This is a genomic window from Sphingobium fluminis (genome assembly GCF_037723805.1).
GTDB lineage: Bacteria > Pseudomonadota > Alphaproteobacteria > Sphingomonadales > Sphingomonadaceae > Sphingobium.
In genome coordinates, this window is record NZ_JBBJUK010000003.1 from 212,365 (window position 1) to 238,454 (window position 26,090).

Annotated in this window: 27 protein-coding genes; 17 read left to right on the plus strand and 10 right to left on the minus strand. The window is 64.5% G+C overall.

What is annotated here, in order from left to right:
* Positions 1-2: 2 nt before the first annotated feature.
* Positions 3-1,880 carry a signal peptide peptidase SppA gene (sppA, locus tag WG907_RS10290; RefSeq protein ID WP_340232685.1) on the minus strand — a complete coding sequence of 626 codons (1,878 nt, stop codon included), beginning with the start codon at positions 1,878-1,880 and terminating at the stop codon, positions 3-5.
* A gap of 150 nt (positions 1,881-2,030) precedes the next feature.
* Between sppA and gpmA the strand changes: the two genes are divergently transcribed.
* The 8 genes from gpmA to WG907_RS10330 all read left to right on the plus strand — a co-directional run bounded on the left by gpmA (position 2,031) and on the right by WG907_RS10330 (position 9,987).
* A complete protein-coding gene (gpmA, locus tag WG907_RS10295; RefSeq protein WP_340232686.1) occupies positions 2,031-2,717 on the plus strand; it encodes a 2,3-diphosphoglycerate-dependent phosphoglycerate mutase in 687 nt (228 codons plus the stop codon).
* Positions 2,718-2,829: 112 nt separating this feature from the next.
* Positions 2,830-3,321: a 5-(carboxyamino)imidazole ribonucleotide mutase gene (gene purE, locus WG907_RS10300; RefSeq protein WP_340232687.1), complete on the plus strand. Its 492-nt coding sequence runs from the start codon at positions 2,830-2,832 to the stop codon at positions 3,319-3,321.
* On the plus strand, positions 3,318-4,388 hold the full coding sequence (locus tag WG907_RS10305) for a 5-(carboxyamino)imidazole ribonucleotide synthase (protein WP_340232688.1): 1,071 nt from the start codon (positions 3,318-3,320) through the stop codon (positions 4,386-4,388). The genes purE and WG907_RS10305 overlap by 4 nt, the downstream gene beginning before the upstream one ends.
* Positions 4,385-4,912, plus strand: coding sequence for a dihydrofolate reductase (locus tag WG907_RS10310; protein WP_340232689.1), 528 nt, complete (start codon positions 4,385-4,387; stop codon positions 4,910-4,912). Before WG907_RS10305 ends, WG907_RS10310 begins: the two co-directional genes overlap by 4 nt.
* 8 nt (positions 4,913-4,920) lie before the next feature.
* Positions 4,921-5,862, plus strand: a complete 942-nt coding sequence (locus WG907_RS10315; RefSeq protein WP_340232690.1) for a bifunctional riboflavin kinase/FAD synthetase — start codon at positions 4,921-4,923, stop codon at positions 5,860-5,862.
* Positions 5,863-6,003: 141 nt separating this feature from the next.
* On the plus strand, positions 6,004-8,922 hold the full coding sequence (ileS, locus tag WG907_RS10320) for an isoleucine--tRNA ligase (RefSeq protein WP_340232691.1): 2,919 nt from the start codon (positions 6,004-6,006) through the stop codon (positions 8,920-8,922).
* Between the two features lie 142 nt (positions 8,923-9,064).
* Positions 9,065-9,577, plus strand: a complete 513-nt coding sequence (lspA, locus tag WG907_RS10325) for a signal peptidase II (protein ID WP_340233034.1) — start codon at positions 9,065-9,067, stop codon at positions 9,575-9,577.
* A gap of 2 nt (positions 9,578-9,579) precedes the next feature.
* Positions 9,580-9,987 carry a DUF3035 domain-containing protein gene (locus WG907_RS10330; RefSeq protein WP_340232692.1) on the plus strand — a complete coding sequence of 136 codons (408 nt, stop codon included), beginning with the start codon at positions 9,580-9,582 and terminating at the stop codon, positions 9,985-9,987.
* A gap of 56 nt (positions 9,988-10,043) precedes the next feature.
* On the opposite strand, the gene dxs is transcribed toward WG907_RS10330, so the two are convergent.
* From dxs to WG907_RS10355, 5 genes are read right to left on the minus strand one after another with little or no spacing between them, the layout of a single operon-like run.
* A complete protein-coding gene (dxs, locus tag WG907_RS10335) occupies positions 10,044-11,975 on the minus strand; it encodes a 1-deoxy-D-xylulose-5-phosphate synthase (RefSeq protein ID WP_340232693.1) in 1,932 nt (643 codons plus the stop codon).
* A 58-nt stretch (positions 11,976-12,033) separates the two neighbouring features.
* The gene (locus WG907_RS10340; protein ID WP_340232694.1) at positions 12,034-12,495 is read right to left on the minus strand and encodes a Fur family transcriptional regulator; all 462 of its coding nucleotides are present in this window, start codon (positions 12,493-12,495) and stop codon (positions 12,034-12,036) included.
* Between the two features lie 58 nt (positions 12,496-12,553).
* Positions 12,554-12,892: a DUF423 domain-containing protein gene (locus WG907_RS10345; RefSeq protein WP_340232695.1), complete on the minus strand. Its 339-nt coding sequence runs from the start codon at positions 12,890-12,892 to the stop codon at positions 12,554-12,556.
* Entirely contained in the window at positions 12,889-14,691 is a 1,803-nt protein-coding gene (locus WG907_RS10350; protein ID WP_340232696.1) for a cation:proton antiporter domain-containing protein, read from the minus strand. Before WG907_RS10350 ends, WG907_RS10345 begins: the two co-directional genes overlap by 4 nt.
* Positions 14,691-15,113, minus strand: coding sequence for an iron-sulfur cluster assembly scaffold protein (locus WG907_RS10355; RefSeq protein WP_340232697.1), 423 nt, complete (start codon positions 15,111-15,113; stop codon positions 14,691-14,693). The genes WG907_RS10350 and WG907_RS10355 overlap by 1 nt, the downstream gene beginning before the upstream one ends.
* A 141-nt stretch (positions 15,114-15,254) precedes the next feature.
* On the opposite strand from WG907_RS10355, the gene WG907_RS10360 reads away from it, so the two are divergent.
* From WG907_RS10360 to WG907_RS10370, 3 genes are all read left to right on the plus strand, one after another.
* A complete protein-coding gene (locus WG907_RS10360) occupies positions 15,255-15,704 on the plus strand; it encodes a YaiI/YqxD family protein (protein WP_340232698.1) in 450 nt (149 codons plus the stop codon).
* The gene (locus WG907_RS10365; protein ID WP_340232699.1) at positions 15,704-16,882 is read left to right on the plus strand and encodes a BaiN/RdsA family NAD(P)/FAD-dependent oxidoreductase; all 1,179 of its coding nucleotides are present in this window, start codon (positions 15,704-15,706) and stop codon (positions 16,880-16,882) included. The genes WG907_RS10360 and WG907_RS10365 overlap by 1 nt, the downstream gene beginning before the upstream one ends.
* A gap of 88 nt (positions 16,883-16,970) precedes the next feature.
* Positions 16,971-17,963, plus strand: a complete 993-nt coding sequence (locus tag WG907_RS10370; protein ID WP_340232700.1) for an aldo/keto reductase — start codon at positions 16,971-16,973, stop codon at positions 17,961-17,963.
* Between the two features lie 82 nt (positions 17,964-18,045).
* Here the strand turns inward: WG907_RS10370 and WG907_RS10375 are convergent, their stop codons facing one another.
* Positions 18,046-20,094 carry a transglycosylase domain-containing protein gene (locus WG907_RS10375; protein WP_340232701.1) on the minus strand — a complete coding sequence of 683 codons (2,049 nt, stop codon included), beginning with the start codon at positions 20,092-20,094 and terminating at the stop codon, positions 18,046-18,048.
* A gap of 110 nt (positions 20,095-20,204) precedes the next feature.
* Here WG907_RS10375 and WG907_RS10380 point away from each other — a divergent pair, with 110 nt between their 5' ends.
* Entirely contained in the window at positions 20,205-20,405 is a 201-nt protein-coding gene (locus WG907_RS10380) for a hypothetical protein (protein ID WP_340232702.1), read from the plus strand.
* Here WG907_RS10380 and WG907_RS10385 read toward each other — a convergent pair.
* Entirely contained in the window at positions 20,395-21,708 is a 1,314-nt protein-coding gene (locus WG907_RS10385; protein ID WP_340232703.1) for an MFS transporter, read from the minus strand. The genes WG907_RS10380 and WG907_RS10385 overlap by 11 nt on opposite strands.
* 143 nt (positions 21,709-21,851) lie before the next feature.
* On the opposite strand from WG907_RS10385, the gene pgsA reads away from it, so the two are divergent.
* From pgsA to WG907_RS10400, 3 genes are read left to right on the plus strand one after another with little or no spacing between them, the layout of a single operon-like run.
* Positions 21,852-22,415, plus strand: coding sequence for a CDP-diacylglycerol--glycerol-3-phosphate 3-phosphatidyltransferase (pgsA, locus tag WG907_RS10390; RefSeq protein ID WP_340233035.1), 564 nt, complete (start codon positions 21,852-21,854; stop codon positions 22,413-22,415).
* Positions 22,416-22,418: 3 nt separating this feature from the next.
* Positions 22,419-22,679 carry a molybdopterin converting factor subunit 1 gene (moaD, locus tag WG907_RS10395; RefSeq protein WP_340232704.1) on the plus strand — a complete coding sequence of 87 codons (261 nt, stop codon included), beginning with the start codon at positions 22,419-22,421 and terminating at the stop codon, positions 22,677-22,679.
* Positions 22,676-23,119: a molybdenum cofactor biosynthesis protein MoaE gene (locus WG907_RS10400; RefSeq protein WP_340232705.1), complete on the plus strand. Its 444-nt coding sequence runs from the start codon at positions 22,676-22,678 to the stop codon at positions 23,117-23,119. Before moaD ends, WG907_RS10400 begins: the two co-directional genes overlap by 4 nt.
* 3 nt (positions 23,120-23,122) lie before the next feature.
* Here the strand turns inward: WG907_RS10400 and WG907_RS10405 are convergent, their stop codons facing one another.
* Both WG907_RS10405 and WG907_RS10410 read right to left on the minus strand, forming a co-directional pair.
* Positions 23,123-24,052, minus strand: coding sequence for a hydrogen peroxide-inducible genes activator (locus WG907_RS10405; RefSeq protein ID WP_340232706.1), 930 nt, complete (start codon positions 24,050-24,052; stop codon positions 23,123-23,125).
* A 50-nt stretch (positions 24,053-24,102) separates the two neighbouring features.
* Positions 24,103-24,864 carry a sulfite exporter TauE/SafE family protein gene (locus WG907_RS10410; RefSeq protein WP_340232707.1) on the minus strand — a complete coding sequence of 254 codons (762 nt, stop codon included), beginning with the start codon at positions 24,862-24,864 and terminating at the stop codon, positions 24,103-24,105.
* A 162-nt stretch (positions 24,865-25,026) separates the two neighbouring features.
* Here WG907_RS10410 and epsC point away from each other — a divergent pair, with 162 nt between their 5' ends.
* Both epsC and WG907_RS10420 read left to right on the plus strand, forming a co-directional pair.
* Positions 25,027-25,743, plus strand: coding sequence for a serine O-acetyltransferase EpsC (epsC, locus tag WG907_RS10415; protein WP_340232708.1), 717 nt, complete (start codon positions 25,027-25,029; stop codon positions 25,741-25,743).
* Entirely contained in the window at positions 25,743-26,087 is a 345-nt protein-coding gene (locus WG907_RS10420) for a DUF2794 domain-containing protein (RefSeq protein ID WP_340232709.1), read from the plus strand. Before epsC ends, WG907_RS10420 begins: the two co-directional genes overlap by 1 nt.
* Positions 26,088-26,090: the final 3 nt, after the last annotated feature.

Consider the following 26,090-nt stretch of genomic DNA (forward strand, 5'->3'; position numbering starts at 1 on the left):
CGCTATCGCCAGAGCGCCGCAAGCATGGCCAACAGCCCCTGCGCATCCTGCGCCGGCCGCGGCGCGCCATAGCTGCGGCATTCGAGGCAGTCGGCGCGCACCCCCGCCCCCGAAACCAGTGCGCGCACGTCGGCGATCGCCTGCATCGCCCAGCGCCGCTGGATCAGCGCCTGCCGACTGAGCATGTCGCGGGGGGCGGCACCGTCATCCTGATCACGTTCCGCCATCGACTGGATGAATTGCGCGAACCGGTCGGGCGTCTTTTCGATGCGATAGGTTCGTGCGTCTGCGGGGTCGATCTTCGCGCGGCGCGCCGCTTCGGCGATGGCGTCCTCCAAGCCGCCGAATCGGTCGACGAGGCCGATCTGCCGCGCAGTGCCGCCATCCCACACGCGACCCTGCGCGATCGCGTCGATCTGTTGCGGGGTCTTGCGGCGGGATTGCGCGACGAGGCCGGTGAAGCGGCGGTAAATATCTTCGACCCCCAACTGCATGATCTGGTCGAATTGCGGCGTCGTGCCCCCGGCCAGATCGGGCTGGCCCGACAGCGGGGTCGTGCGCACGCCGTCGGTGGTGACGCCCATCTTCGCCAGCGTCCCCTCGAAGCTCGGCAATATGCCGAACACGCCGATGGACCCGGTGATGGTGTCGGGCTGCGCGAAGATCATGTCGGCGGGGGTCGAAACCCAATAGCCGCCGCTCGCCGCGACATTGGCCATGGAGACGATGACGGGCAGTCCCTGACGCTTGGCCTGCATGATCGCGACGCGGATTTTTTCCGACGCCATGACCGACCCGCCGGGCGAATCGACGCGCACGACCAGCGCTTTTAAGTCCTTTTCGGCGAGCGCCTTGTAGAGCTGCGCCGTAATCGTGTCGCCCGCCGCCGTGCCGGGTCCGGCTTCGCCATCGACGATGTCTCCCGCGATGGTGAGGATGCCGATATCGCCATCATTGGCGGGCTGGCGGGCTTTTACATAGCTGGCAAGGTCGATGGTGGCGAAACCGCCCGCGCGCTTCTTGTCCGGTTCGCCAACGATCTGCGCGATACGCGTACCGAAGGCGGTTTCGTCCCCCAGTTTGTCGACAAGGCCGGAAGACAGCGCCGCCTTGGCAAGATTGCCGCCGCTGGCCTGCGCCGCCGCGGCGGGGTCATTGGCATAGGCCACGACCTTTGCGCGGGGCCGGGCCTTGAGAACGTCATCCTGCCAAGTCTGCCACAAGGCGCCGTCTAGCGCCTGGCTGGCCTGCTTCGCTTCGGGCGACTGGTCGCTGCGGATGAAGGGTTCGACAAAGCTTTTATAGGTGCCGACGCGGTAGACATGGGTGTTGACGCCCAGCTTGTCGATCAGCCCCTTATAATAGAGCGCCGATCCCCCCCGCCCGGCGATGGCGACACCGCCCAGCGGGTCGAGCCACGCTTCGCTCGCATGGGCGGCGAGCTGATAGCTGTCGTCATTATAGACGGTCGCGAAAGTGAATACCGGCTTCCTGGCCGCGCGCACGCCGTCCAGCGCCTTGCCGACCCGCTCGATAGCGACCTGACCGCCGCCCATGAACCCGTCGAGGTTGAGCACCACCGCCTTGACCTTGGCGTCGCCCTTGGCTGCGTCGAGCGCGGTGACGAGGTCTGACAGGCGATATTCCTTCGCTTGCGGCCCGGACCCGGACAGCAGCGACACCGGATCGAGCGAGGCGGGTTGTTCGACGATCGTTCCGTCGAGGTCGAGTAGCAGCGCGCCTGCGCTCACCGCCTTTACGGGCTTGGGCGAGAAGGACAGGGCGGCGTAGAGCAGCCCGAAGAACAGCAGCAGGAACAGCAGGACCAGCCCGTCCTTGATCGCGACCAATATGCGCCATGCGCCTTTCACGAATGCCAAACCGTCAGTCCTTCCGAAATATGCGCGCAGGGCTATCGTATCGAGCCGCCCGTCGCAATGTGGGGCGGGGGTTGCAGGGGACAAGCTTGCACCGCCGATTTCCCGCGTTATGGGGCATCCATCGCCAGTTATCGTGCAGGAGACGCGCCGATGCCCACTCTCGTCCTCATCCGCCACGGCCAGTCGTCGTGGAACCTCGAAAACCGCTTCACCGGCTGGTGGGACGTGGACGTGACCGAAAAGGGCGCGGAAGAAGCGCGCGCCGCCGGTCGGCTGATGGGGCAGAAGGGGCTGGATTTCGACCAGTGCTTTACCAGTTTCCAGACCCGCGCGATCAAGACGCTGAACCTCGCGCTCGAGGAAATGGGGCGGCTGTGGCTGCCGGTGGAAAAGGACTGGCGGCTCAACGAGCGCCACTATGGCGGGCTGACCGGCCTCAACAAGGCGGAGACGGCGGCCAAACATGGCGAGGATCAGGTGAAGATCTGGCGCCGCAGCTTCGACATCCCGCCGCCGGTCCTGGAAGCGGGCAGCGAATTCGACCTTGGCAAGGACCGCCGCTATGACGGTATCGCGATCCCGTCGACCGAGAGCCTCAAAGACACGATCGCCCGCGTGCTACCCTATTGGGAAAGCCGCATCGCGCCCGAGCTGAAGGCCGGCAAGCGCGTCATCATCTCCGCCCACGGCAATTCGCTGCGCGCGCTGGTCAAACATCTGTCGAACATCCCCGACGACGAGATCACCGAGCTGGAAATCCCGACCGGCCAGCCCATCGTCTATGAGCTTGCCGACGATCTGAGCGCGACCGATCGCTATTATCTGTCGGAACGGTAAGTTTCTTTCGCAGAAATATCGGCAAGGCTCTTATTGCTGTCCGCGCATCGCCCGGTTAAGGCATTTTGCTTTCCGGGCCTAGCGGGGCTGACATTACAGGGGAAGCGAGCGCATGAGCGGGGGCACGCAGCCGGTCGTCGGCATCATCATGGGGTCGAGGTCCGACTGGGAGACGATGGGCCACGCGGCGCAGACGCTCGAAGCGCTCGGCGTCGCGCATGAATGCAAGGTCGTGTCCGCGCATCGCACGCCCCAGCGGCTCTATGATTATGCGACAGGCGCGGTCGGGCGTGGCCTCAAGGTCATCATTGCCGGTGCCGGCGGCGCGGCGCATCTGCCCGGCATGGCGGCCGCGATGACGCGGCTGCCCGTGCTGGGCGTGCCGGTGGAATCGAAGGCGCTCAAGGGCATGGATTCGCTGCTCTCCATCGTCCAGATGCCTGGCGGCATTCCGGTCGGCACGCTGGCGATCGGCAAGCCCGGCGCGATCAACGCGGCGCTGCTGGCGGCGGCGATTCTCGCCACCACCGACGACGCGCTCGCGGCACGCCTTGACGCATGGCGCGCGAAGCAGTCGGCGGACGTCGCCGAAACGCCCGAATGACCGTCGTAGCGCCGGGTGCCGCGATCGGGATATTGGGCGGTGGCCAGCTTGGCCGGATGATCGCCATCGCCGCCGCGCAGCTTGGCTATCGCACCCATATCTATGCGCCCGAAGCCAGCGGCCCCGCAGCCGATGTGTCGCCGCGCTGGACGCAGGCCGCTTATGAGGATGTGGCGGCGCTCGCGGCCTTTGCCGCGTCGGTCGATGTCGTCACTTACGAGTTTGAGAATGTCGATCCGCAGGCGATCGGCGTGCTGGCGGGCGCCGCGATCGTCCGGCCGGGCGCGCAGGCGCTGCGCGTGGCGCAGGACCGGCTGGCCGAAAAGCGCTTCGTCGCGGACCTTGGCGGCGTGACCGCGCCCTTCGCGCCGGTGGATGATCTCGACCAGCTGGAGGAGGCGCTGGAGCGCATCGGCAGCCGCGCCATCCTCAAGACCCGGCGCATGGGCTATGACGGCAAGGGGCAGGCACGTTTGGCCGAGCCAGGCGATGCGGTCGGCGCCTGGAACGCGATCCAGCGGCAACCGGCGATCCTCGAAGGATTCGTGACCTTCGCCGAAGAATTTTCCGTGATCCTGGTGCGCGGCGCGGACGGCGCAGTGCGCTTCTGGGATTCGGCCGCCAACATCCATGTCGACGGTATCCTCGCCACCTCGACCGCGCCCGCCGGCCCCCTGATCCAGGGGCAGTTGGCGGAGGCGCGCGTGCTCGCGCAAAAGGTCGCCGACGCGCTTGATTATGTCGGCGTGCTCGCGTGCGAGTTCTTCGCCAGCCCCGACGGCCCGGTGTTCAACGAAATGGCCCCACGCGTCCATAATAGCGGCCATTGGACGATCGAGGGCGCGGTCACGAGCCAGTTCGAAAATCATGTTCGCGCGATTTGCGGCCTGCCGCTGGGTGATACGGCGCTGGCGGCGCGGCGGGTGGAGATGCGCAACCTGATCGGCGATCAGGCAGGCGAATGGAGCGCGATCCTGTCCGACCCGGCGAACCATCTGCACCTCTACGGCAAGCATGACGCGCGCGCCGGGCGCAAGATGGGACATGTCACACGGCTGACGCTGTGAGCGAAGGCCCTGAAATCACCCTCGTCCTCGCGCGCGCCGACAATGGCGTGATCGGGCGGGACGGGGGCCTGCCATGGCGGCTGCCGGCTGACCTCAAACATTTCAAGGCGCTGACCCTGGGCCATCCTATGATCATGGGGCGAAAGACCTTCGACAGCCTGCCGGGTTTGCTGCCCGATCGCCGGCATATCGTGCTGACGCGCCATCGCAACTGGTCGGCGGCGGGGGCAGAGGTCGCGCATGACGTGGCCGAAGCCATCGGCCTGGCCGCCGCGCCCGTCCTCATGGTGATCGGCGGGGCGGAAATCTACCGGCTGTTCCTGCCGCTCGCCGACCGGATCGAATTGACCGAGGTGCATGTCGATGCCCGGGGGGACGCGTCGATCGCCTACCCCGACGCCACCCAATGGACCGAGTCCGCGCGGGAGGATCACGCCGCATCCGGCGACCGCCCGGCCTACAGCTTCGTCACCTTCCGGCGCAACGGATCGCCCGATTGCCACCGCCCCGGCTCCCCCCTATAGGCCGCGTCATGCAGCGGCTGGACAGCGGCGCACCGATCCCCGCTCATCTGCGCGGGAGCATCATGGCGCTCGGCAATTTCGATGGCTTTCACGCCGGCCATCAGGCGGTCGTCGGGCGGGCGATCGCGCGCGCCCGCGCCGAAGGGCGACCGGCGATTGTGGCGACCTTCGATCCACATCCGATGCGCTTTTTCCAGCCCGATTCACCACCCTTCCGCCTGACCACGCTCGACCAGCGACAGGCGCTGTTCGCGGCGGCAGGGGCGGACGCGATGCTGGTGTTCGGCTTCACCCACGATCTTGCCGCGCTCGGCCCCAACGACTTCGTGCGTCTGCTGAGCGAGGATATGGGTGTCGCGGGGGTCGTGACCGGGCGGGATTTCACCTTCGGCAAAGCGCGCGTCGGCTCCATCGGCGCGTTGGCGGAATTGGGCGCGGCATCGGGCATGGATGCCGAAGCGGTCGCCCCCGTTGCCGACGCGGGTGGCGAGGTGATCTCATCGAGCCGGATCAGGGACGCCCTGCGCGCTGGCGATTGCGCGACCGCGACCCGCCTGCTGACGCGCCCCTTCGCCATTGCCGGCCCGGTGCAGCATGGTGACAAGCTCGGCCGCACCATCGGTTTCCCCACCGCCAATGTCGATATGGGCGACTATCTGCGCCCGGCCTATGGCATTTACGCCGTGCGCGGACTGTTGCCCGACGGGCGGGTGCTGGACGGCGCGGCGAACCTTGGCATCCGCCCCAGCTTCGATCCCCCCAAGGAACTGCTCGAGCCGCATTTCTTCGATTTTGCCGGAGATCTGTACGGCCAGGTGATCGAGGTGCAGCTGGTCGCCTATTTGCGGCCCGAAGCGAAATATGACGGGTTGGACGCTCTCATGGCGCAGATCGCCCAGGACTGCACCCAAGCGCGGCAAATCCTTGCGGGGACGCCTTACGTCGCGTAGGGCACGCCAGACTTTTCCCCCGTTCGGGCTGAGCGAAGTCGAAGCCCTCTACTGAGCGAAGTCGAAGCGCCTCGACTTCGCTCGGCCGAGCCCTTCGACACGCTCAGGGCGAACGGTTTCGTTGATTGACCGGACGCCCAAATGACCGACGCACCCGACTATAAATCCTCTGTATTCCTGCCCGTCACCGACTTCCCGATGAAGGCGGGCCTGGCGCAGAAGGAACCGGCCATCGCGGCGAAATGGGACGCGATGGACCTGTACGGCAAGCTGCGCGAAAAGCGCGCCGGACGCGAACGCTTCATCCTGCATGACGGCCCGCCCTACGCCAATGGCGACATCCATATGGGCCATGCGATGAACAAGGTCCTTAAGGACATCATCGTGCGCAGCCAGTCCTTGCTCGGCAAGGATGCGCCCTATGTGCCGGGTTGGGATTGCCACGGCCTGCCGATCGAATGGAAGATCGAGGAGGAATATCGCAAGAAGAAGCTGAACAAGGACGAGGTTCCCCCCCAGGAATTCCGCGCCCAATGCCGCGCCTATGCCGACAAATGGGTCGACGTGCAGAAAGAACAGTTCAAGCGGCTGGGTGTGATGGGCGACTGGGCCGATCCGTACCTCACCATGAAGTTCGATGCCGAAGCGACGATCGTCGGCGAATTGCTCAAATTCGCGGAAAGCGGCCAGCTCTATCGTGGGGCCAAGCCGGTGATGTGGTCCCCGGTCGAAAAAACCGCGCTGGCGGAGGCGGAAGTCGAATATGAGGATGTGACCTCGACCCAGATCGACGTGGCGTTCGAGATCATGGAAGCGCCGAACGCGCCGGAACTGGTCGGCACCTATGCGGTAATCTGGACGACGACGCCTTGGACGATTCCGGTGAACCAGGCGATCGCTTATGGGGAAGAGATTGAGTATGTCATGATCGGCGTCCGCGCTGGTCGAGAAGTCTATCGAGATATGAACCTCGTCATCGCGAAACAGCTTTTCGATGCGGTTCGCGACCGGGCAGGTGACTGTCTTGTCGATGAACGATTTTATTGGCGCGGCACTGGCAAAGACCTGGCCGGCGCCATTGCCCGCCACCCGATGCACAAGCTCGGCGGCTTCTTCGCGCGGCCACGCCCGTTCCTGCCCGCCGATCATGTGACCACCGACGCGGGCACCGGCCTCGTCCATATGGCCCCCGACCATGGCGAGGAGGATTTCATCGCGTGCAAGGCGCTGGGCATCGATCCCGTCTTCGCGGTCAACGACGCGGGCTTCTACCGCGACGACTGGGAATGGCTCCCCGGCCAAGGCAGCGTCATCAACACCAAATTCAACGGCGTCGATGGGCCGATCTGCACCGATCTGTGCAATGCCGGCGCGCTGCTGTCCGCCAACGACTTCCGCCACAGTTACCCGCATAGCTGGCGCTCCAAGGCGCGGATCATCTACCGCTGCACCCCGCAATGGTTCATCCCGATGGACGTGCCTCCCTCCGTTCGGGCTGAGCGTAGTCGAAGCCCCCTGCTGAGCGAAGGCGAAGCCTCCAACCCGGCCTCGCAAAGCTCGGCTGAACCTTTCGACTTCGCTCAGGGCGAACGGAGCAGGAGCAACGACCCAACCCTGCGCGACATCGCCCTTGACGCGATCGCCCACACCCGCTGGGTGCCCGAGCGCTCCACCAACCGCATCCGCTCCATGGTGGAGGGCCGCCCGGACTGGGTCATCTCGCGTCAGCGTGCCTGGGGCGTCCCCATCGCCCTCTATGTCCATCGCAAAAGCGGCCAGTATCTCGTTGATCCTGCGGTCAATGCCCGCATCATCGCCGCCTTCAAGGGCGCGGGCGCGGACGCATGGTTCGGCGCGGATCATCAGGCCCTGCTCGGGGCCGACTACGATCTCGCCGACTATGAAGTCGTCAACGACATTCTCGACGTCTGGTTCGACAGCGGCTCCACGCACAGTTTCGTGATCGAGGCCCGCTATGGCGAAGGCGTGCGCGCCGACCTGTATCTCGAAGGGTCCGACCAGCATCGCGGCTGGTTCCAGTCCTCGCTGCTCGAATCGAGTGGCACGCGCGGGCGCGCGCCTTATGACGCGGTGCTGACCCATGGGTTTGCGCTCGACGGCACCGGGCGTAAAATGTCCAAGTCGCTCGGCAACGTCGTCGATCCGCTCAAGATCATGGGTGAAAGCGGCGCAGACATATTGCGCGTCTGGGTCGCCAGCACGGATTATTTCGACGATGTCCGCATCGGCAAGGAAGTGCTGGCGGGCTCGTCCGACGCCTATCGGAAATTACGCAACAGTTTCCGCTATATGCTGGGCGCTCTTTCCGATTATTCGGAAGAGGAGGCGGTGGTCTATGCCGACATGCCGGAACTGGAGCGGTACATGCTCCATCGCCTCGCTGAACTGGACGCGGAACTGCGCGGCGTCGTCGACAAGGCGGCGGGGAGCGAAAACTGGCTGGAATTTTCGCGCTATACCCGCGCTCTGTTCGACTTTGCGAATAGCGACCTGTCGGCCTTCTTCTTCGATATCCGCAAGGACTGCCTCTACTGCGACGCAAAGTCCGATCCCAAGCGCCGCGCCTATCGCACCGTGCTGAATACATTGTTCCATGCGCTGGTCCGCTACGCAGCGCCGATCATTCCGTTCACTGCTGAGGAAGTGTGGCAAAGCCGCTTTCCAAATGACTGCGACAGCGTGCATTTTCTGGAATGGCCGGATGTCGACGCCCGCTGGCTGGACGATGGTCTTGGCGATCGGTGGACCCACCTGCGCGCCAAGCGCGAGGAAGTGAACGAAGCGATCGAACCGCTCCGCCGCGAAAAGATCGTCCGTTCCAGTCTGGAAGCCGACGTCACCATGGGCGAACTGCTGCACAGTGACGGTGTGAACTTCGCGGAAATCGCCATCGTTGCCCGCATCGAAACGGGCGTCGGTGACGGCATCGTCGTCAGGCCCAGCGACTGGCACAAATGCGGTCGCTGCTGGCGGCTGCTACCCGAAGTCGTCGAGGACGGCGCGCTGTGCGACCGTTGCGACGATGTGTTGAGGGGGTGAACCGGGTCGTCCAGTCCGCGCTGTCCTACTGGTCGGCTCCTGCGCTATACCGCGCGCAACCCGCTCTTTTTCCGATGGAATCGCCCATGCCCCGCCCGCGCGCTGTTGTGTCACCTGTGTCATCCCAGAAGGATGCATGAACATGCCCGGCGCGATCAATCACCGCCCGCTGGGGCTCACCGTCGCTGTCGTGACGCTGCTGACGGACCAGCTCGTCAAATATATCGTCACCTGGCCGCTGGCTCTGAAGGGCAGAGCGGATGCGGGCATAGAGATTTTGCCGATATTTCGCCTGCGCTGGCTCGAAAATCGCGGTGTTTCGATGGGCTTTTTCCATGCCGACACGAACCTGATGCGCTGGCTGCTGGTCGGCATGACCGTTCTGATCGCGGCCTTCGTCGGCGTCTGGATGTGGCGCGAAAAGGCGCGTGCCGATGTCGCCGCGCTGGGGCTGGTGCTGGGCGGCGCGATCGGCAATATCGCCGACCGGATGCGGCTTGGCTATGTGGTCGACTATGCCGACCTGCATTTCGGCGAGTGGCGGCCGTTCCTCATCTTCAATCTCGCCGATGCCGCGATCACGATCGGCGTGTTGATCCTGCTTGCACGCGCGCTGCTGCTGCGCGAGAAGAGCGCAAAGACGGAGTCACTATAATAATGCGTAAACTGATCCTTGCCGCCGGCCTTGTTTCCACCCTGTCCGCCTGCGGCTCGTCGGGCCTGTTCAACCGCGACCGGCCGGATGAATTCGCCGTGTCGCGTCAGGCGCCGCTGGTGATCCCGCCCGATTTCGCGATGGTGCCGCCTGCGCCGGGCACGCCATCGGCGACGACCGTCGATTCGAAGGCGGCCGCGCTCGACGCGATGTTCGGTGGCCCCGCGCCGCGCAGCGCGACCGAAAGCGATGCGCTGACCCGCGCCGGCCGCGTCAATGCCGCTCCGGGCATCCGCTCGTCGGCGGGCGATCCGGGCACCGAAGTCGTCGACAAGGGTGCGGCGACCCGCGACATCATCGCCGCGCCCGAAGGCGACGGCCAGGACGCACGGGCGTCCGTTCCGCAATAAGATGAAATGAGAGCGCCGCGCCGACAGGCGCAGCGCTCGACCGCCTTAATCAAGGCTCAGGCCCGTGCCTCGTTCACACCGGCACTGTTATGGCGCAGCGCGGTCAAAACTGTATCGACGATGCCGGCCGCGTCCAGTTTGGCGTCGGCATATTGTTTTTCGGGCTTGTCCTGATCCTGGAAAATGTCGGGCAGGCGTATGGTACGGATTTTGAGGCCCGCGTCGGTCAGGCCAAGATCGCTCGCGAGCGTCAGCACATGCGCGCCGAGGCCGCCGATCGCGCCTTCTTCGACCGTGACCGCGACCTCATGGGTGCTCAGCAGCTTGCGGATCAACGCTTCGTCCAGCGGTTTGGCGAAACGCAGGTCGGCGACGGTGGTCGACAGACCTTTGGCTTCCAGCGTTTCGGCGGCTTTGAGTGCCTCTTCGAGCCTGGTGCCGAGCGAAAGAATGGCGACCTGCCGTCCTTCGCGGACGATACGGCCTTTCCCGATCTCCAACCGTTGGGGAACGACGGGCAGGTCGACGCCGGTGCCGTTGCCACGTGGATAGCGCACCGCGATCGGCCCGCTGTCATGGACAGCACAGGTGTGGACCATATGCACCAGTTCGGCTTCGTCGGCAGCGGCCATCACGACAAAATTGGGCAGGGTGGCAAGATAGGCGATGTCGAAACTGCCGGCATGGGTCGATCCGTCCGCGCCCACGAGTCCCGCACGGTCGAGCGCGAAGCGGACCGGCAGATTCTGGATCGCGACATCATGCACCACCTGATCATAGGCGCGTTGCAGGAAGGTCGAATAGATCGCACAAAAAGGGCGCATACCCTGCGCGGCAAGGCCAGCGGCGAAGGTGACGGCATGTTGTTCGGCGATACCGACGTCGAAAGTGCGATCGGGAAATGCCTGACCGAACTTGTCGAGGCCGGTGCCGGACGGCATCGCCGCCGTGATCGCGCAGACGGTGGGATCGCGTTGCGCTTCGGCGATCAACGCCTGCGCAAACACATTGGTATAGCTAGGGGGGCCGGGCGGGGCCTTGGCCTGAGCGCCGGTGATGACGTCGAATTTCTGGACGCCATGATATTTGTCCGCTGCCGCTTCCGCCGGGGCATAGCCCTTGCCCTTTTGCGTCACGACATGGACGAGGCATGGTCCTTCGGCGGCGTCGCGGACATTTTCGAGGACGGGGATCAACTGGTCGAGATTATGGCCGTCGACCGGGCCGACATAGTAGAAGCCCAGTTCCTCGAACAATGTGCCTCCCATCGCCATGCCGCGCGCGAATTCGTCAGTCTTGCGCGCTGCATTATGGAGCGGGCGGGGCAATTTGCGCGCCAGCCGCTTGGCGAGATCGCGCAGGCCCAGAAATTCACGGCTCGACACGAGGCGCGCGAGATAGGCCGACAATCCACCGACCGGCGGCGCGATCGACATGTCGTTATCGTTGAGGATGACGATGAGACGGTTTCCCGCATCCCGCGCATTGTTCATCGCTTCATAGGCCATGCCAGCCGACATCGCGCCGTCGCCGATCACGGCGATGCCCTTGCCCGGCTTGTCCTGCATCTTGTTGGCGACGGCAAAACCAAGCGCCGCGCTGATCGAGGTAGAGCTGTGCGCCGCGCCGAACGGGTCATATTCGCTTTCGGCGCGCTTGGTGAAGCCCGACAGGCCGCCGCCCATCCGCAGCGTGCGGATACGGTCGCGCCGGCCGGTCAGTATCTTGTGCGGATAGCATTGATGGCCAACGTCCCACACCAGCTTGTCGTTAGGCGTGTCGAATACATAGTGGATCGCTGTGGTCAGTTCGACGACGCCGAGTCCGGAACCCAGATGGCCACCGGTCACACCGACCGCGGAGATCACCTCCTGCCGCAGTTCGTCGGCGAGCTGGCGCAGTTCCGCGAGGGGCAGGGTGCGCAGATCCGCCGGCCATGTAACCCGGTCGAGTAGCGGCGTGGAGGGGTGATCGTTCATCGAAAGCATAGACTCCGCAAGCCGCTAGGCCGTTCCGGGGATCGGCGCAACGCTGGATTGATCCGCGTCAGGCGGCACACTTTGCGCAGGTGCCCAATATTTCGATGACCGGACGTTCGGCGATGAAGCCCTCATGCGCGGCGACCGCCCGCACGTCGCCCGTGACCTTGTCGTCGTCGACATGGGTCGCCGCCTTGCAGTTGCGGCAGACGAGAAAAATGCAATCATGCTGGCAGCCCGGATGGGCGTTGGCGATATAGGCGTTGGCGCTTTCGACCCGCATCGCGATATTGTTCGTCACGAACAGGTCGAGGATACGGTAGACGCTGTTCGGCGCGACGCGCTTGCCGCGATTACGCGAGACGGTGTCGGCGATATCGTATGCGGACGCGGGCTTTTCTTCGGCGGAGAGCGCGTCGAAGATGGCGGCGCGCATCGGCGTCCATTGTTCGGCGCGCGCCTCCAGCGTCGCGCGGGCGGCATCGGCGAGCTTCGTGCCGGTCGGCTCCTGATGATGATGGTTGGCCATGGCTTAACTTATGCTTGGGCGAGCCTGAGGGCAAGGGCGGCGAAGCGAAGAGCGCTGTTCAGCCGCGCCGGACGAGCCATGCTACCCAGAGCCAGCCTCCGATCAGCATCAGTCCACCGATGGGCGTGACGGCTCCAAGCCAGCGCGGTGCGCCTAGCGCCATGGCGTAGAGCGTGCCGGCAAAAATCGCCGCACCGATGAGCAGGAGAGCCGCCGGCGTGCGGCCAGCCCCCGCGCCAAGGTTCAGGATCGCGATCGCGGCGACGGCGTGGATGAGCTGATAGGTCCCGCCCGTGCGCAGCCATTCGGCGGCTTGCGGGGTCGATGCGCCGTGCGCGCCGAACGCGCCCGCGCCGATCGCCAATGCGGCCGAGAGCGCGGCCCAGACCATGATCATGTCAATTTCCTGTCCCCTCGGGTCAGCAGTCGCATCCCCCGGCCTGGTCGGAACAGCAGATCCTTGGCTGCCATCAGACTGCCATGTTCGATCTGAAGGTCGAGCCGCTGACGGTCGTTTTCGCGATACTGCCGCTCCACTTCCTCGATTTCCGCCTGCGGCACACCGAGCGCGCTCATCGCCTGAACGCCCATGCAGATGGCTGATTCGAACACTTCACGCACCGTGCCGGCGATGTCGATATGCTCCAGCGCAAGCAATTGCTTGCGATCGAATACGCGCACGAGCAGCGCGGCCTGCGGGAAGGCTTCGGCGATCGGCTGAATGGCGTGCGAATCGAGATCGGGATCGTCGATGCAAAAGGCGATCAGGCTGGCCTCGTCTGCGCCGGCGCGAAAGAGCAGGTCGACACGCGTGCCGTCGCCATAATAGACTTTCGTATCGAAGCGGCTCGAATTTTCGATCTGGGCCGGTTTCTTGTCGATCAGGACTACGTCGAAGCCGTGGCCCATCAGCATCTGCGCGACGGTCTGGCCGAAACGGCCATAACCAACGATGATCGCGGTGCCGCGCGGCGCCTTGTCGGGACCGGGCAAGTCGCGCCCCGATTTGGGTGTCGCAAACTCCAGACGCCTGGCGAACAGCATCAGGAAGGGCGTGGTCGCCATCGAGACGGTGACGATCGCGCTGAACAAGCTAGCGGCCTCGGGAGCGACCAGATAGGCGTTCTGCGCCTGCGCGAAGAGGACGAAGCCGAATTCGCCGCCCTGGCTGAGCAACAGGCCGGCGCCGATCGCCTGTTTCATGTCCACCCCGAACAGTCGGGCGAGGCCTGTGATGATCGCCGCCTTGGTCGCAACCAGCAGCAGCGCCATGCCGATCACGAAAAGAGGGTTGGCCATGACCGCATGAAGATCGAGCACCATACCGACGGCGAGGAAGAACAGGCCGAGCAGGATCGAGCGGAACGGCTCCACGTCGGATTCGATCTCGTGCCGATAAGGGGAGTCCGCCAGCATTACCCCCGCGACGAAAGCGCCGAGCGCGGTCGAGAGGTGAAGGCTGTGCATCAGGGCGGCGGCAGCCAGAACCGTGAACAGCCCAACGGTCACGAACAGTTCGCGCTCGCCGAGGCGGCCGACCATCTGGAGCAAGGGGCGCAGGATGAAGCGCCCTGCCAGCACGAGGCCGGCGATGGCCGCGACCGTATAGGCAGCGAGGTGCCAGCCAGGCGGGCCGGCGGCGTCGGCGGGATTGCGCGACAGTGCTGCGATGATGGTGATGAGCGGGACGATCGAAAGATCCTGGAACAGCAGGATCGAAAAGACTTTTTCACCAAAGGGCGAGTTGATGCGTCCGCTGCTCTTGAGGCTTGGCAGTACCTGCGCGGTCGAAGAGAGCGCCAGCGGCAGGCCGAGCGCGATCGCCGCGCCCCAGGTGAAGCCGGTAAACAGGAAGATGATGCCGGTAAGCGCAAGCCCGCAAAGGACGACCTGCGCCAGTCCGAGCGCGAAGATGTCTCGTTTCAACCGCCACAGGCGCGAAGGATTGAGTTCGAGGCCGACGAGAAACAGCAGCAGGACGATACCGATTTCGGCGATGGCGAGCTTGGATTCGCCACCGCCGACGAGGCCAAGTCCCTGCGGTCCGACGAGCGCGCCGGCGACGAGATAGCCGAGCACCGCACCTAGCCCGAACCGGCGGAAGATGATGACGAACAACACCGCCGCGCCGAGCAGGATGACGCCGTCGGACAGCAGCATGTCGGTGGCGTTCGCCACGGGGGCATGAGCCGGCATCAAGCTTCGGCCGCGCGCGCGGCTTCCGCGATCGCTTCAAAACCAAGCCGGATCGAGGCGTGGCGCGCGGGGTAGCCGCGCGCGGGCGCGAGGACGGCAAGGCCGGGCCAGAAATCGAGGTCGTCCGCCTCGCCGCTCAGATAAGCGGCAAGCCGGTCGCGCGCCTGTCCCAGTTCGTCCGCGCTCAGGCCGATGGCATGGGCGGCCATGAGCGAAGCGGATGCCTGCCCCAGCGCGCAGGCCCGCACTTCAAGTCCCATGTCCGCGAGCCGGCCCTTGTCCATCCGCACGTCGGCCATCACCCGCGACCCACAGGTGGCCGACCGTTTCTCCACGCTCGCCTGCGGATCGGGCAGCCGGCGATGATGGGGGATGCTGGCGGCGAGCCGCAGGATGTCGGTGTTGTAGAGGGGGGCGGTCATGTCGCTTCATGTAGGCCAGGAACGCCGCTGCGAGAAGGCGAGGATCGGGTTAAATTCGGGAAAATGCCGATATGTCGGCCATTGTGCGCCGATGCGGGCGCGCCTATCGCCGCGTGAGCCTTAATCGGAGCCTTTCAACCTATGCGCATTTTCGTCGACGCCGATGCCTGCCCGGTGAAGGATGAGATCTACAAGGTCGCGTTCCGCCATGGCGTGCCGGTGACGATCGTCAGCAACAGCCCGATTCGCGTGCCCGCGCACGACCTGATCGACCGGGTTGTGGTGAGCGACGGGTTCGATGCGGCCGACGACTGGATCGCGGAACGGGCCGATGCGCGAACCGTGTGCATCACCGCCGACATCCTGCTGGCCGACCGGTGCCTGAAAGCCGGGGCGGCGGTGATCGGGTCTAACGGCAAGCCGTTCACCACCAGTTCGATTGGCAGCGCGATCGCGACGCGCGCGATCATGGCCGATCTGCGCGCGGGGGGCGACGCGATCGGCGGGCCGCCGCGTTTTTCGAAGACCGATCGCTCGCGCTTCCTGTCGGCGCTGGACGAGGCGCTGGTGCGCCTCAAGCGGTTGCCCTGATGGCCGGGCAGACTTACGACGCGATCATATTGGGCGCGGGGGCGGCGGGCATGATGTGCGCCGCGATCGCCGGCGCGCGCGGTCGACGCATATTGCTGGTCGATCATGCCGATGAACCGGGGAAGAAAATCCTCATTTCAGGCGGCGGGCGTTGCAATTTCACCAATATATACACCGCCGCCGACAGGTTCCTGTCGGCCAATCCGCATTTCGCCAAGTCGGCGTTGGGGCGGTATTCGCCGGAGGATTTCATCGCGCTGGTCGAGCGTCACGGCATCGCCTGGCATGAAAAGACGCTCGGGCAGCTATTCTGCGACGGGTCGGCCGCGCAGATCGTGGCGATGCTGGAAAAAGAATGTGCGAGCGTCGGCGTGACGATGGCGCTGGGCCGGCCGGTGACGAACGTGGCGCATGGCGACGGGCAATATCGGGTAACGATAACCGGGCAAGACTGTCATGCGCCCGCGCTGGTGCTGGCGACCGGTGGGCCTTCCATTCCCAAGATCGGCGCGAGCGGTTTCGCCTATGATGTCGCGCGGCAGTTCGGCCTGTCGATAGTGCAGCCGCGTCCGGCGCTCGTGCCGCTGACGCTGGGGCCGGATGATGCCCTGTTCGCCTCGCTCTCCGGCGTGTCGGCAGACGTCGAAGTGCGCTGGGGCAAAACGCGCTTTCGCGAGGCGGCCTTATTTACGCATCGGGGGCTCTCCGGCCCGGCGATGTTGCAGATTTCCTCCTATTGGCAGCATCGAACCTCGATCAGCGTCAATTTCTTGCCAGACCGTGATGGTGGATGGCTGGCAGACGAAAAGCAGGAGCGCCCGCGAGCGAGCGTGCGCCGGACGCTGGCCCAAGCATTGCCGGAGCGGCTGGCCGACGCTTTGCTGGAGCGGCTCGCGTTGCAGGGGGACCTGGCGAACCTCGCCGACAAGGCGCTGCGGCAGGCGGGGGCGCGGCTGGGCGACTGGGCGTTTATGCCGGACGGGACCGAGGGCTATGCCAAGGCGGAGGTGACAGCGGGCGGGATCTCGACTGCAGACCTCTCCTCACGCACCATGGAGGCGACTCGCATGCCGGGCCTCTATGCCATCGGCGAGGCGGTGGACGTGACGGGCTGGCTTGGCGGCTATAATTTTCAATGGGCCTGGGCAAGCGGATGGGCCGCCGGGCAGGCCATCTGACCGATTAAAAGACGATAACGGCGTTCATGGTCTAACGCCGGTCTCGCTCCTTCCTATCTATGGCAGCGGATGCGCAGGGAGATCAGTTATGGACAAGCGGCCACTGGGAAAAAGCGGGCTGGAGGTTTCGGCCATCGGTCTTGGCTGCATGGGGCTCAGTTCGGCCTATGGCATTGCGCCCGACAAGTCGGCGGGCGTCGACCTGATCCGCGCAGCAGCGGACCGGGGCGTCACCTTCTTCGACACAGCCGAGATTTACGGGCCTTTCATCAACGAGGAACTGGTCGGCGAGGCGCTGAGGCCGCTGCGCGATCAGGTGGTTATCGCGACGAAATTCGGGTTTCGGATCGGGAATGGCAATCAGGTTCCCGGACTCGACAGCCGGCCGGCGCATATTCGCGAGGTCGCCGAAGCGTCGCTCAGGCGTCTGGGTATCGAGACGATCGACCTGCTGTACCAGCATCGCGTCGACCCGGACGTGCCGATCGAGGACGTCGCAGGCGCGGTGGCGGACCTGATCGCGCAGGGCAAGGTCCGATATTTCGGGCTGTCCGAACCCGGCGCCGTGACAATCCGGCGCGCGCATGCCGTTCAGCCGGTCGCGGCGATCCAGAGCGAATATTCGCTGTGGACACGCGATCCCGAAAACAATGGCATTCTCGACATTTGCGAAGAACTCGGCATCGGCTTCGTGCCTTTCAGTCCGCTGGGTCGGGGCTTCCTGACCGGGGCGATGAGTGGGGCGACGATGTTCGAGGAGGGTGATATGCGCGCAGGCCTGCCACGCTTTACGCCGGATGCGATGGCGAAGAATCAGGCGCTGGTCGATGTGCTCGCCAGCACGGCGCAGGAAAAAGGCGCGACGACGGCGCAGATCGCGATCGCCTGGCTGCTGCACCAGCGTCCTTGGATCGTGCCGATTCCCGGAACGACCAAGCTGCACCGGCTGGAAGAAAATCTCGGCGCTGCCAATATTCCACTGAGCGAGACCGACCTGGCCGGGATAGGCGACGCGGCGGCGGCGATCGAGATTGTAGGCGCGCGCTACACTGAGGCAATGCAGGCGACGGTCGGACGATAGGACATCGGGTTACGGTTCCCTTGGCGGAGACCAGTTTCAGTTTCATCACCGACTGGCACCCGAGCTTTGTCGGCGACTTTGATCAGGGTTCGTCGCGATCCGTCTCTTCCTGCGTTGGCGCGATCCTGGGCGGGGGTGCGCCGGGCGCGGCGGGGATTTGATCGGTCGGCAGGCGAATCTGCGCCGGGCCGATATTGACCGTCATGCCGTCCTGATCGATGCCGAGCGACATATTGCCAATGCCGGTATCAATAGCGACATTGGCGATCGCGTTGACCAGATCGGGGTCCTGCGATTCCACCGGTGCCTGTTCGACCGGCTCGTTGATCGCGCCGGTCATGAAATTGCGCCAGATGCGTGCCGGCACGCCACCACCGGCCGCACCGCCCGGCAAGGGCGTGTTGTCGTCATTGCCGATCCACACCGCCGTCACGAGGCCGCCTGCATAGCCCACGAAAATGGCGTCGCGGCTGTCCTGCGTCGTGCCGGTCTTGCCGAAGGTGCTGGAGCGTAACGCCGCTGCGCTGCCCGTGCCGCGGTTGGCGGCCGAAGACAGGAGATCGCGGATCATGGCCAATTGATCCTGGCTGAAGGGGCGCTGGCGGTCGAGCAGGCGCGCGAACCAGCCCTGTTCTTCGGGCGGCAGGCCATGCGCGACGACCGGATAGGCGCCTGCCGCCACTGCGGCATAGGCTTCGACCAGTTCGACGAGCGGAATCTCCGAGGTACCGAGTGCAAGGCTCAGATCCTGCGTCAGCGGCGCGGTGATGCCCAGGTCACGGGCAACCTTGATAATCGCGTCGACGCCGAGCTTCTGGGTCAGCCGCACCGCCGCGACGTTGCTGGATGCGGCGAATGCCTGGCGCAGGGTGATGAGCCCGCGATATTTGCCACCATGGTTGGTCGGGCGATAACTGCCGATGGTGATCGGGGAGTCCTCGATCATGTCTTCGGGCGTCATGCCAGCGCGGAAGGCGGCGAGATAGACGAACAGCTTGAAGGTGGAGCCCGGCTGACGACGCGCCTGCGCCGCACGGTTGAAGCTGCTCTTGCGGTAGTCCTTGCCGCCCACCATGGCGACCACGCTGCCATCGGGCTTCATCGCGACGAGCGCGGCCTGCGCCTTGCCCAGCGGCGCGCGGCGGATCGCGTTTTCGGCGAGCCGCTGGATGCGGCGGTCGAGCGTGGTTTCGACCTCCTGCGCCCCATAGACAGAGCCGGCGCGGTCGCGCGCCTGCGGCAGCACCCAGTCGGCGAAATAGGTGCCACTGGTCGAATCGGGCGTTTCATGGACGTTGAGGCGAGCGGGGGCGAGCGCGTTGCGCTGCGCCTGCGTGATATAGCCCGCATCCACCATCGCCTGCGTCACGAGCGCCGCGCGCGCGCGCGCGCCGGCGGGGTTGCTGGTGGGGGCAAGCCGGGAGGGTGCCTTGAGCAGACCGGCCAGCATAGCCGCTTGCGGAATGCTAAGCCGTTCAGGCGCGCGATTGAAATAGTGAAGGGCGGCGGCGCGCAGGCCGTAGACATTGTCGCCGAAATAGACGTTCGACAGATAGCGTTCGAGGATCTGGTCCTTGGTCAGCCATGCTTCGAGCCAGAAGGCGATCAGCGCTTCCCGCGCCTTGCGCCCGACGGTGCGGTCGGCGGACAGGAACACACCCTTGGCAAGCTGCTGCGTGATCGTGCTGCCGCCCTGCGACGCGCCGTCCGAGCGGATATTATGCCATAGCGCACGGGCGATGCCGCGCGGGTCGACGCCCCAATGACTGTAGAAGCGGCGGTCCTCGATCGCCATGAACGCCTGGGGCACGTGGGCGGGCAGGTCGGCGATCGCGACCGGCTTGTCGATGATCGCGCCACGCCGGGCGATCAGGTGGCCGTCGCTGGACATCAGGCTGATGCTGGGCGGAGCGATTGGCTTTAGCGAGCGCGAGAGCGGCGCAGTGATAGCGAGCCAGGCGATGGCGACCATCAACAGCGCAAGCCCGGCGGCGACCGCCCATCCGGCAAGATGCAGACCCCGTCTCCATCGGGATGGCGGCGCGAACGCGCTCGGCGGGCCGGCACCGAACACCGCCGAAGGACTGGACAGATCGGCAGGGGAAGAAGGATCGATCATCGGTTCATTCATACTGTATTATGCGGATGATACGGTCAAGCCTGTCCCGCACCGGGACAGCGGCAAATTAACCATGATTCAGGCGTGGCAAAAATGGTAAATAATGCGTTAACCTACACATTATGCGAACTCGTCCTCTTGTCCTCACGACAGAATCCGCCCGTCATCCGTTTCGCCAGCGGCTGCCCCGTCATGTGTTGACCGTCGCTTCAGACGCGATCCCGCCGAAAAAGGGACGCGTTGCCTCGGACGACGACGATTGGAAGCTGTTCATGCTGAGTTTCTGCGCCTTCTTCACCGCTTTTTACAGCTTCATCGGCTGATAGGCGGCCCATCGCAGGCTTTGTGCAGGCGCCAGGCGAGCCATGCACAGGGCAGGCAGAGCGTGGCGACCAGCAGCAGCTGATTGACCACCGAAAGGCCGGCGGCGGTCAGAGCCAGCGCCAGCAGCGACCCCATCACCATAGCACCTGAATTGACGATGTTATTCGCGGCCACGGTGCGTGCTGCTTCGCATTTTTCGACCGTCGTGGTCAGGAACGCGTAGAGCGGCACGACGAACATGCCGCCGAAGGTCGCGACGCCGAGCAGGCAGACCGAAAGGGGGATCGCCAGCGGATGGGCGAGGAAGCCGGCGAAGGTCATGAGCTTACCCTCCGGCGCGGCGGGCCAGATGTCGCAGACGATGTGGAAGGCGACGATGCACAGGCCCATGCCGATCACCGACGCCGGGGCGTAGCGGGCCGACACATGGCCGCATAGCAGCCGGTTGACGGCGATCGAGCCGATGGCAATGCCGATCGAGAAAATGGCAAGGAAGAGGCTCGCGACCGATTTGTCCGCCCCTAGCACATTCTTCACCAGCGGCGGAAACTGGATGAACAGGACCGATCCGACCGCCCAAAAGAAACTGATCGCCATGATGGCCAGAAAAAGCCGCCGGATGTGCATCGTGCCGCGCACCAGGGTGACCGAAGAGCGGATGATGTGGAAATCGATCGGCGTCTTTTCGAGCAACGACGGCGCAGGCGGCACCGCGCGTCCGGCGAGGAAGCCGATGCAGGCGGTGATGACGATGCCGAAAGCCGCTATCTGGACGGGAATGACACCCGCCAGGATCGTGCCTGCGAGGATCGCGATATAGGTGCCGGCTTCCACGAGGCCGGTGCCGCCGAGCACTTCGTCCTCATGGAGATGCTGGGGCAGTATCGCATATTTGATCGGGCCGAAGAAGGTCGAATGGACCCCCATCGCGAACAGCGCGAAGAGCAACAGGGGGATGGCGAAACTATGGATGGCGACCCCGCCCCAGATGAGCGCCAGACCGATAGCGCCGACGGTCATGATCATGATTTCGGCGGCCTTCACCCATCGGATGATAAGCGCTTTGTCGCGCTGATCCGCCATCTGGCCCGATAGAGCCGACAGCAGGAAAAAGGGAATGATGAACACACCAGTCGCGAGCGCGCTGAACCAGGTTTCGGACTTTTCGTCATTATAGACCTGATACACCACGAACAGGACCATCGCGTTCTTGAACAGATTGTCGTTGAACGCGCCGAGGAGCTGGGTGATGAAGAGCGGCAGAAAACGCCGTTTGTTCAGGAGCCTGAGTGAGGCCTGCATGCGCGAATGGGTCTTCTTGCCTGTGGAGCCGGTGCGCGGTCTAGCGGCTGCCGGTCGTTGTGTCCAACCTTCCATTGGCCATCATCTGCGCACATCGTTGCGGCCGGCTTGTGCGCGCTCGCGGACTGTGGCAGTTCGCCGGGATGCTGACGCTGCCCAACCTGCTGACGCTTTCGCGCATCGTCACGGTGCCGTTGCTCGTGGCTTTATTGTGGCCTGCCGAAGTCGGCGCGCGCTGGACGACGGGCTATGCGCTGGCCTTCGCGCTCTATTGCCTGATGGGCATTACCGATTATTTCGACGGCTATCTGGCGCGCGCGCAGGGCGCAGTATCGAAGCTCGGTATATTTCTCGATCCCATCGCCGACAAGATCATGGTGGGCGCAGTCATATTGATGCTCGCCGCGACGCGCGACATTGCGGGCATTAACATCATCGCCGCCATGATCATTTTGCTGCGCGAGATCGCGGTGTCGGGGCTGCGCGAATTTCTCGCCGGGTTGCAAGTGTCTGTTCCGGTATCGCGCCTCGCCAAGTGGAAAACGACGTTTCAGATCGTGGCGCTGGGCGCGCTGATCCTGGCGGGCGCGGTGCCGCATTTCGCGTTCGTGCAGACCGTGGGCATCCTGACTTTGTGGGCAGCAGCGATGCTGACTTTGTTGACCGGGTGGGACTATCTACGCGTCGGCATCAGGCATATGGACTGAGCCATGCCGGACCTTTCCATCGTCTATTTCGCGTGGGTGCGTGAAGCGATCGGCACGGATGGCGAGACGATCGAACGGCCCGCGGAGGACGCGACAGTTGCCGACCTCGTAGCGGCGCTAGCCGCGCGGGGTGGCGGCTACGCGCAAGCGTTCGGCGACATGTCGAGATTGCGCGCGGCACTCGACCAGCGATTCGTGGCGATGAACTGCGTCATCGGCGATGCGCGCGAACTCGCGCTGTTTCCGCCGGTGACAGGCGGATGAGCCGGGTTTCGATCCAGACCGGAGATTTCGACGTCGGCGCTGAACTGGCCGCGCTGGAAGCGCTCGGTGGCGGCGGGGTGGCGAGCTTTACCGGGGTCGTGCGGGGCGAGGGCGGGCTGATCGCACTGGAGCTGGAGCAATATCCGGCGATGACGCGGGGTCAGGTCGAACGCATTGTCGAGCAAGCCATGGCGCGCTGGCCGCTGATCGGCGTGCGGGTCATCCATCGGCATGGCCGGCTCGAGCCGGGCGCGCGGATCGTGTTCGTAGGCACGGCGTCGCGACACCGCACGGCGGCGCTCGAAAGCTGCGCCTTCCTGATCGACTGGCTGAAATCGCATGCGCCCTTCTGGAAGAAGGAGCATTTTGCGGAAGGATCGCCCCGCTGGGTCGACGCGAAGGCGGAGGATGAGGCGAAAGCGGATAGCTGGCGCGACTGACGCTCAGGCCGCGTCCGCTTTCGGCCCCGACCCGTCGGCCGCATCGCGCAAAATGCCGGCAAGCAGATGAAATTCCTTTTCACGCGGGCTGTTCTTGCGCCACACGAGTGCGATCTCGCGGAAGGCGCGGTCCGACCGGAGCGGGCGCGCCGCGATATGCGTATTGTCGAGAATGCCGCCCGCGATCGCCATTTCGGGTAGCATGGTGAGGCCCAGGCCATTGTCGACCATCTGGACGAGCGTATGCAGCGACGTTCCCATCATCGTCGTGCTGGCGCGCAGTTCTGGCCGATTGCAAGCGGCAAGTGCATGATCTTTCAGGCAATGGCCGTCTTCCAGCAGCAGCAGCTTGCTTTCATCGATCATGTCCGGCCCGATCCATTCGGGCGGGTCGCGCGGATCGTCGCGCGGAAAGGCCACGAACAGCCGGTCGCGGAACAATATCTCGCTGTCCAGCTCGCCGGTCGCGAAGGGCAGCGCCAGCAGCACGCAGTCTACATTGCCGTGGCGAAGCGAATCGATTGACGCCTGCGTCGTTTCCTCGCGCAGGTAAAGTTTGAGTTCGGGCCGGTCGGCGCGCAGCCGGGGCAGCAGGCGCGGGAGGAGGAACGGCGCAATGGTCGGGATCACGCCCATGCGCAATTCGCCGGTCAGCGGCTTGCCGGACGCCTGGGCGATGGCGGCCAGCTCTTCAGCCTCACGCAGAACCCGATGCGCCTTTTCCACTATCCGGTCGCCAAGGGCCGTGAACCGCACGACCCGCCGCGTGCGCTCGACAAGCGTCACGCCGATCAGCGATTCCAGCTCTCGAATGCCCGCGGACAGCGTGGATTGCGTTACATAGCAACTGTCCGCCGCCTTGCCGAAATGCCCCTGCTCTTTGAGCGCAACCAGATATTGCATCTGCTTGAGCGTGGGCAGGTAGTTGGACATTGATCGGCTTCCTCGATTAGAAATCCCTATATAAGCGACCTATCCAATAATCAAAACCATTTGGAAATGCCGTAGAAAGAGGTCAGCGTGAGCACGATGCCGACCGATACTAGCAGGACCTTGGGTGCGACGTGACGGGCGAGCATCGCCCCGAACGGTGCCGCGACGACACCGCCGATCAGCAGGCCGACGGTGTAGGTCGTGAACGTCTCCCACCCCAGATGGAGCAGGAAGGTAAGGCTGATCGCGGTCGTCAGGATGAACTCAACGGTGTTGACCGTGCCGATGGTGTGACGCGGGCTCGATCCCTGGAGCAGCAGATTGGAGGTCACCACCGGCCCCCAGCCGCCGCCGCCGGTCGCGTCGAGAAAGCCGCCGAACAGACCGAGCGGCGTTACCCATTTGGGATCGCGCTTGTGCGGCGGGAAATGAAAGCCGCGCCAGATGAGATAGACGCCGATCGTGGCCAGATAGGCCTGGATGAACGGCTTGATGAATGTCCCGTCGATATGGGACAGGACATAAGCGCCCGTGACGCCGCCGATGACGCCGGGGATGATCAGCCTTGCGAACAGTTTCCAGTCGACATTTTTGTGCAGGATATGGCTGATCGCCGAGACGCCCGTCGTGAAGGTTTCGGCGGCGTGGACACTGGCGGACGCCCGGCTGGGCGGTACGCCCAGGGCAAGGAGCAGAGTGCTGGAAATGACGCCATAAGCCATGCCGAGTGCGCCATCGACCATCTGCGCACCGAACCCGATCAGGATGAAGGGCAGGATTTCACTGAAATGAGCGATGAACAGGTCAATCATGCCGTGGCCTTATCCTGATTGTCTATCTCAGCGATAGGTATAGCGGGGGTAGCGCGAAAATTTTCTGTTTCATCCCATAAAGCCGAAATATTCGGCGACTGGAAAATTCGTCGCTTTGCGATTATCTAAAGCGTTCGAGGTGCGGAATTTTTAGGGGCGCTTATGCTGCGCGACGTCATTGCCTATCTGGATTCGGTCAAGTCCCGCGATCCCGCGCCCCGGTCCCGCGCCGAGATATTGCTCTATCCCGGCGTCTGGTCGCTCCTGTTTCACCGCGTGGCGCATCGGCTCTATCGGGCGCGGCTGTATTTCCTGGCGCGGGCGGTCAACCATTTGTCGCGCTTCCTGACCGGGAATGACATCCACCCCGGCGCGCGGATCGGCAAGCGGTTCTTCATCGACCATGGTTTTACCGTGGTCGGCGAAACGGCCGAGATCGGGGACGATGTCACGCTCTATCAGAATGTGACGCTCGGGGGGACCGATCCAGCCAATGGCATTGCCGGCAAGCGGCATCCGACGCTGGGCAATGGCGTGATCGTGGGATCGGGCGCGCAGGTGCTGGGCCCCATCCATGTCGGTGCCAGGGCGCGGGTGGGCGCCAATGCCGTCGTCACCAAGAATGTGCCCGAAGGTGCGACGATGGTCGGTATTCCCGCGCGGCAGATGCTGGTCGACGTCACGGCCTATCAGCGCGAATTCCTGCCTTATGGCACGCCTTGTACCGACTGCTACGATCCCGAGATCCAGAAGCTGCAATCGCTTCAGAGCGAGGTTGAACAGTTACGCAAGCGGCTGATTCAATTGCTGGAGGAGCGCCAGCCGGCGGAGCCAGCCGAAAATAGTGGGCCCCTGATCGAGGAGCGTGGCCGCGCCTGATGTCCAATGTGACGCCGTTTCCTTCCTCGGCACGCCAAAGCGGACAGACCGGGTTCGACCGGCTGGAATTGCAACGGATCATGGATCTTTACGGCCGCATGGTGTCGGCCGGCCACTGGCGCGACTATGCGATCGATCTCGGGCACGAGGCGGCGATCTTTTCCGCGTTTCGCAGATCCGCCGAGCGGCCCGAATATCGGATCGAAAAGCGCCCCGCCTTGCGCCAGCGCCAGGGCATGTGGGCGCTGATCGGCGAGAACGGTGCGATCCTCAAGCGGGGGCAGGAATTGCAGGGCGTGCTCGCCCCGGTCGAGCGCAAATTGTTGCGGATCGTCGATCAGTAGCAG

Bases quoted from the DNA above. Each gene is read 5' to 3' on its own strand.
- purE (WP_340232687.1), top strand. From the start codon at position 2,830: ATGAGCGGGGGCACGCAGCCGGTCGTCGGCATCATCATGGGGTCGAGG.
- WG907_RS10340 (WP_340232694.1), bottom strand. From the start codon at position 12,495: ATGGCCAACCATCATCATCAGGAGCCGACCGGCACGAAGCTCGCCGAT.
- WG907_RS10385 (WP_340232703.1), bottom strand. From the start codon at position 21,708: ATGCAGGCCTCACTCAGGCTCCTGAACAAACGGCGTTTTCTGCCGCTC.
- moaD (WP_340232704.1), top strand. From the start codon at position 22,419: ATGCCGGACCTTTCCATCGTCTATTTCGCGTGGGTGCGTGAAGCGATC.
- WG907_RS10380 (WP_340232702.1), top strand. From the start codon at position 20,205: ATGCGAACTCGTCCTCTTGTCCTCACGACAGAATCCGCCCGTCATCCG.
- lspA (WP_340233034.1), top strand. From the start codon at position 9,065: ATGCCCGGCGCGATCAATCACCGCCCGCTGGGGCTCACCGTCGCTGTC.
- WG907_RS10315 (WP_340232690.1), top strand. From the start codon at position 4,921: ATGCAGCGGCTGGACAGCGGCGCACCGATCCCCGCTCATCTGCGCGGG.
- WG907_RS10355 (WP_340232697.1), bottom strand. From the start codon at position 15,113: ATGACCGCCCCCCTCTACAACACCGACATCCTGCGGCTCGCCGCCAGC.
- WG907_RS10370 (WP_340232700.1), top strand. From the start codon at position 16,971: ATGGACAAGCGGCCACTGGGAAAAAGCGGGCTGGAGGTTTCGGCCATC.
- WG907_RS10330 (WP_340232692.1), top strand. From the start codon at position 9,580: ATGCGTAAACTGATCCTTGCCGCCGGCCTTGTTTCCACCCTGTCCGCC.
- epsC (WP_340232708.1), top strand. From the start codon at position 25,027: ATGCTGCGCGACGTCATTGCCTATCTGGATTCGGTCAAGTCCCGCGAT.
- WG907_RS10420 (WP_340232709.1), top strand. From the start codon at position 25,743: ATGTCCAATGTGACGCCGTTTCCTTCCTCGGCACGCCAAAGCGGACAG.
- WG907_RS10350 (WP_340232696.1), bottom strand. From the start codon at position 14,691: ATGCCGGCTCATGCCCCCGTGGCGAACGCCACCGACATGCTGCTGTCC.
- gpmA (WP_340232686.1), top strand. From the start codon at position 2,031: ATGCCCACTCTCGTCCTCATCCGCCACGGCCAGTCGTCGTGGAACCTC.
- WG907_RS10405 (WP_340232706.1), bottom strand. From the start codon at position 24,052: ATGTCCAACTACCTGCCCACGCTCAAGCAGATGCAATATCTGGTTGCG.
- dxs (WP_340232693.1), bottom strand. From the start codon at position 11,975: ATGCTTTCGATGAACGATCACCCCTCCACGCCGCTACTCGACCGGGTT.
- WG907_RS10345 (WP_340232695.1), bottom strand. From the start codon at position 12,892: ATGATCATGGTCTGGGCCGCGCTCTCGGCCGCATTGGCGATCGGCGCG.
- ileS (WP_340232691.1), top strand. From the start codon at position 6,004: ATGACCGACGCACCCGACTATAAATCCTCTGTATTCCTGCCCGTCACC.
- WG907_RS10410 (WP_340232707.1), bottom strand. From the start codon at position 24,864: ATGATTGACCTGTTCATCGCTCATTTCAGTGAAATCCTGCCCTTCATC.
- pgsA (WP_340233035.1), top strand. From the start codon at position 21,852: ATGCTGACGCTGCCCAACCTGCTGACGCTTTCGCGCATCGTCACGGTG.
- WG907_RS10375 (WP_340232701.1), bottom strand. From the start codon at position 20,094: ATGAATGAACCGATGATCGATCCTTCTTCCCCTGCCGATCTGTCCAGT.
- WG907_RS10305 (WP_340232688.1), top strand. From the start codon at position 3,318: ATGACCGTCGTAGCGCCGGGTGCCGCGATCGGGATATTGGGCGGTGGC.
- WG907_RS10365 (WP_340232699.1), top strand. From the start codon at position 15,704: ATGGCCGGGCAGACTTACGACGCGATCATATTGGGCGCGGGGGCGGCG.
- WG907_RS10360 (WP_340232698.1), top strand. From the start codon at position 15,255: ATGCGCATTTTCGTCGACGCCGATGCCTGCCCGGTGAAGGATGAGATC.
- WG907_RS10400 (WP_340232705.1), top strand. From the start codon at position 22,676: ATGAGCCGGGTTTCGATCCAGACCGGAGATTTCGACGTCGGCGCTGAA.